This is a genomic window from Trebonia sp., from assembly GCF_049794275.1.
Taxonomy (GTDB): Bacteria; Actinomycetota; Actinomycetes; order Streptosporangiales; family Streptosporangiaceae; genus Trebonia.
On the sequence record NZ_JBARCR010000360.1, the window covers coordinates 1 to 4,415 of the forward strand.

The window sequence follows — 4,415 nt, forward strand, 5'->3', positions numbered from 1 at the left end:
GCCTCAGCGTTGGCGATCGCCGCCAGCGCCGACCGCAGCCCGGCCGCCGCGACGGTGTCCCGCTCTTTCATGGCCGAGCGCAGCGCGGCCCGCAGACGCGACCGCTCGGAACCCGCGAGGGAAGGCGTGCTCATGGGCTGGTTATACCGTCCGGGAGCACGCGAGTCGCCAGAATATTCGCTCGGCCACGGACCCATCGGGCTCACCACGACACGCCAGGACGCACCAGGGCCGGCTAGGACGCCGCCGCGGCCGCGGCCGTGCGGACGCGGCCGACGATCCGTGCGGCCTCGATGCCGCTGATCTGCCGCAGCTTGTTATCGAGATTGCCGCGCTCGGCGGAGTACAGCAGGAACGTGTGCCGCCACGCCAGGTCGTGCCCGAAGGCCTCGTCCCGCTGCCCGTCCGGGTGCATGACCCGGCGCAGCACCCCGGCCGGCGACTCGCGGCTGCTCAGCGCGTCGATGATCGCGTAGTAGGCGACGCGGTGCGCCATCCCGCCGGGCCGGAATGGCCGGTCCGCCAGCACGGGGCCGCTCCAGCAGAGGGCCCGCGACAGGGCCTGCAGCTCCGCCCGCGTGTCATCGTCGGATTCCGCGGAGCGCAGCCGCGCGTACAGCGGGAATGAGCGTTCCCGCACCGACTGGCTGAGCGCCGTGTGGAACTGCACCTCGAACAGCTCGCCCGATCCCGGCGCCCGCCAGACGCTGACCGTCCCGAGCCGCACCGCCGCCTCCCACAGGTTCCGGCGCTCGACCTCGGTAAAGCCCCTCGACCGCAGCTCAGCGACGTCCGCGCGCATCCCGGGCAGGTACCCGTCGGACGGGTAGCAGAACGAGAACCGGATCCGGTCGGTGATGGCCGCGAGCGCCTCGTCGGCGGTGCGGCCCTTGACGCGCACGTCTTCCGCGACGCGCGCGTCGATCCGGCCTGGATCCTTGAGCCGATGCTCGCGGCCGGTCAGCCGGCCCGCGCTCTCGGTGCCGCGCAATTCCTGCCACAGGTCCAGTGACGACATGGCAGCAATGCTATCGCGAGTAGTCGACCATACTCATGCAAGCAACGCAGAATTTCCGGCCTGCCGCCTACGGCTCGTGCAGGAATGTGCCCTGCCGGCGGAGCTCCTCGCGGAGTTCCTTGACGTCGAGTGCGCGGGGTGCGAGACCGGTGCCGGCCGCGAGGCCGGCGGCGGTTCCTGCCGCCTGGCCGGTCATCCAGCACTGCGGGATCTCGCGCATGAAGGCCTGGGTGGCGGCGTCGCTGGCCACGTGGCGGCCGCCGACGACCACGCCGTCGAGTCGTTCCGGCAGCAGGGCGCGGTACGGCACCGAGACCGTCGGGAACTTCTGGGACGGGGAAGGGGAGACGCCTACCTCGTCGGGGTGGCGTACCCCTGCCTTCCAGTCGTCGGACGTCATCGGATGCAAACCCGCCAGGCGGCGGGTCATCCGTACGCCGATCTGCGGCGCGGCGAGCATGATCCACGCATTCTCGAAGCCAGGAGCCTCTTTGCGGAAGAAGTCCAGGTGGGCGACCATGCGGCGGCGGGACTCGAGCTCGACCCTACTGAGGTGCTCGACGTCGAGCCCGCTGTAGCCGGACAGGCGGGGGCCCATGAACACCACGACGTCGTCGCGCCAGCCGACATGCGGTGTGTCCACGAAGCCGAGGAGTTCGCGGCCGCGGTTCATCAGGGCGTGGTGGGCCACCGGGTTGCCGCGCTTGAACGCCAGCCACCGCCGCATGTCGACGCCCGTCCAGGTAAAGGCGGTGTTGACGCAGTGCTGGACGTTGCCGCCCGTGCCGTCCTTCTTGGCGTCGGTGACGAACGTGCCGCCGGCCTGCGCGATGACGTCGAGATCGCCGGTGGCGTCCACGACGACCTTGGCGAGGATCGCGCGGCGCCCCTGCTTGCTCTCGAAGATCGCGCCGCGGACGACGCCTTCGTCGTTGATCGCGGCGACAACCCAGCAGTGCAGCAGCACTCGCACTCCCTCGCCGACGAGGAACTCGTGGGACGTGATCTTGAGCCACTCCGGGTCGATCATCGGCGAGCGGCAGACGGTCTCACGGAACGCGGACAGCCGCTCGCGCCAGTACGCCACCTGCTCAGGGTCGGTCGAGCCCCACAGCTCAGGGCCGGGCCCGGCGAGGGCTCCCGCGGGCAGCCGGTCCAGCAGTTCGGCACCGATGCCGGCGATGACCGGGGTGCCTGCCCAATCGGTCATCCGGTCGATCCAGATCACCAGTCCGCCCGCCGAGAGGCCACCGAGGTCGCCGTACCGCTCGACGAGGGTCACCCGCTGGCCGAGGCGCCGCGCAGCGACCGCGGCCGCGGTGCCGGCCGGACCGCCGCCGACCACGAGTACGTCGGTCTCCTCATGCACGGGGATCTCACGGGCGGGCTCGGTGACCGTGGCGACGGACGGCGCGGCGGGCGCGGGGGAATGCGGCCCATCCGAGGTGCCTCCTGCGGTGAACAGTCCACTTCCCCCGCCGATCCCGGCGCCGAAGTAGCTCTCTGGGTCGCGCTCGCGCTGTGCCTCGTCCATTGCTCCTTGATATAAAGCCGAACGCTCGCGGGTCAACGACGGCGGTCCACGGCGTGATAACAGCAAGAAGCGCAGCGCGCTTTGTCAGACCCCGGTGTTAGCGTCACCCCCATGAAGATCGGGCTGATGCTCTACCTGGTGAACGATCGCGAGACCAACGACAAGCGTCCGTACCAATCGATCCGTGAGCTCGCGCAGCAGGCGGAGGCGGATGGCTTTGACAGCATCTGGCTCGCCGACCATCTCATGTACCGCCGCCCCGGTGCGCCGACCACGGGGATCTGGGAGTGCTGGACCATGCTGGCCGCGCTGGCGGAAGCGACACACCGGGTGGAGATCGGCTCCCTGGTGCTCTGCAATTCCTTCCGTAATCCGGCGATCCTCGCGAAGATGGCCACCGCCCTCGACGAGGTGAGCGACGGGCGCTTGATCCTGGGCGTTGGCGCGGGCTGGAACGAGCCGGAGTACCAGGCGTTCGGGTTGCCCTTCGATCATCGCGCGAGCCGTTTCGAGGAAGCCATGCAGATCCTCGTACCGATGCTGCGGGACGGGCACGTCGATTTCACGGGGCAGTACTACCAGGCGCGGAACTGCGAGGATGTGCCGCGCGGTCCGCGTCAGCAGGGACCGCCGCTGTTGTTCGGGACCGAGGGCCCGCGCTTGATCAAGCTGGCCGCGCGGTATGCCGACCTGTGGAACACCGGCTACATGGGTCAGCCCGAGACGATGGCCGGGCCGCTGGCCACGATCGAGGCCGCGTGCCGCGAGGTAGGCCGCGACCCGGCGACGATGGGCGTCACGGCGCTGATCGGCCTGTGGTTCTCCGACCTCCAGCAAGAGAAGCCGGCGTTCGTCGACGACAAGCACCTGGAAGGGACGCCCGAGGAACTCGCGGCGGCAATGCGCGGCTACGCCGAACTCGGCGTGCAGCACATCATGTTCCAGTACGCGCCGTACACCGATGAAGCGCGCCGCCGGCTGACCGAGGCGCTCCGGCTCTACCACGGCAGCCAAGACTGAGGCAGCCAAGACTGAGGCAGCCAAGGTTAAAGCGGGTCGCTCTCCCGCAGCCGCCCGTCCCTGGACAGCCGCAGCCAGCGGCTGATCCCGATCGAGCGAAGGAACGGCACGTCGTGGCTCGCCACCAGCAATGCTCCCTGATAACAGGACAGCGCCTCGGACAGCTGCCGCGCCGACGCCATGTCCAGGTTGTTCGTCGGCTCGTCGAGCAGCAGCAGCTGCGGCGGGGGCTGGGCGAGCAGCAGCGCCGCGAGCACCGCGCGGAACCGCTCGCCGCCGGACAGCGTCCCGGCGGGCTGATCGGCCCGCGTCCCCCGGAACAGGAACCGCGCCAGCCCCGCCCGCACCTCGTTGACTGAGGCGGCGGGCGCGACCGCACGCATGTTCTCCACCACGGACGCCGACTCGTCCAGCACGTCGAGCCGCTGCGGCAGGTAGCCGATCGCGCCGTTCAGCCGCACCGTCAGCCCGTCAGGCAGGCCGTCCAGCTCCCCGGTGATATGGCGCAGCAGGGTGGTCTTTCCCGCGCCGTTCGGCCCGGAGAGCGCGACCCGCTCTGGCCCGCGAACGACGAGCTCATCAAGCGCGCCAAGCGCCGGCTCCTCGGAGGACTCGCCGACCTCGACAGCAGGCCGCCACGGCAGCCACGCCCCGTCAAGCCCCCGCACGGTCAGCACGGTCCGCCCGGCGGGCACCGCGGTTCCTGGCAGCGCGATCCTGATCGTGTCGTCGTCGCGGACCGCCTCTTCCGCCTCGGTCAGCCGCTCCTCGGCTGCGGCGACGCGCTCCAGGCCGATCTCCCGCGACCGCCCCGCGGTCTCCTGCGCGGCGCGCTTGCGGGCG

4 protein-coding genes are annotated in these 4,415 nt (G+C 70.6%); 1 reads left to right on the forward strand and 3 read right to left on the reverse strand.

All coding sequences use genetic code 11. The features are described 5' to 3' along the window. Window positions 1–235 precede the first annotated feature (235 nt). Window positions 236–1,018, reverse strand: a complete 783-nt coding sequence (locus WA805_RS09890; RefSeq protein ID WP_422339344.1) for a hypothetical protein — start codon at window positions 1,016–1,018, stop codon at window positions 236–238. Window positions 1,019–1,085: 67 nt separating this feature from the next. After that, the gene (locus tag WA805_RS09895) at window positions 1,086–2,552 is read right to left on the reverse strand and encodes an FAD-dependent oxidoreductase (protein ID WP_422289023.1); all 1,467 of its coding nucleotides are present in this window, start codon (window positions 2,550–2,552) and stop codon (window positions 1,086–1,088) included. 111 nt (window positions 2,553–2,663) lie between these two features. Here WA805_RS09895 and WA805_RS09900 point away from each other — a divergent pair, with 111 nt between their 5' ends. Continuing rightward, window positions 2,664–3,572: an LLM class flavin-dependent oxidoreductase gene (locus WA805_RS09900; RefSeq protein WP_424564876.1), complete on the forward strand. Its 909-nt coding sequence runs from the start codon at window positions 2,664–2,666 to the stop codon at window positions 3,570–3,572. A gap of 26 nt (window positions 3,573–3,598) precedes the next feature. Here the strand turns inward: WA805_RS09900 and WA805_RS09905 are convergent. Continuing rightward, window positions 3,599–4,415 (reverse strand): ATP-binding cassette domain-containing protein (locus WA805_RS09905; RefSeq protein ID WP_425242191.1); only part of this gene is annotated, 817 nt, incomplete at its 5' end.

What these genes read in the sequence shown, in the direction of transcription:
- WA805_RS09895 (WP_422289023.1), bottom strand. Translation starts at nt 2,552, where the DNA reads ATGGACGAGGCACAGCGCGAGCGCGACCCAGAGAGCTACTTCGGCGCC.
- WA805_RS09900 (WP_424564876.1), top strand. Translation starts at nt 2,664, where the DNA reads ATGAAGATCGGGCTGATGCTCTACCTGGTGAACGATCGCGAGACCAAC.
- WA805_RS09890 (WP_422339344.1), bottom strand. Translation starts at nt 1,018, where the DNA reads ATGTCGTCACTGGACCTGTGGCAGGAATTGCGCGGCACCGAGAGCGCG.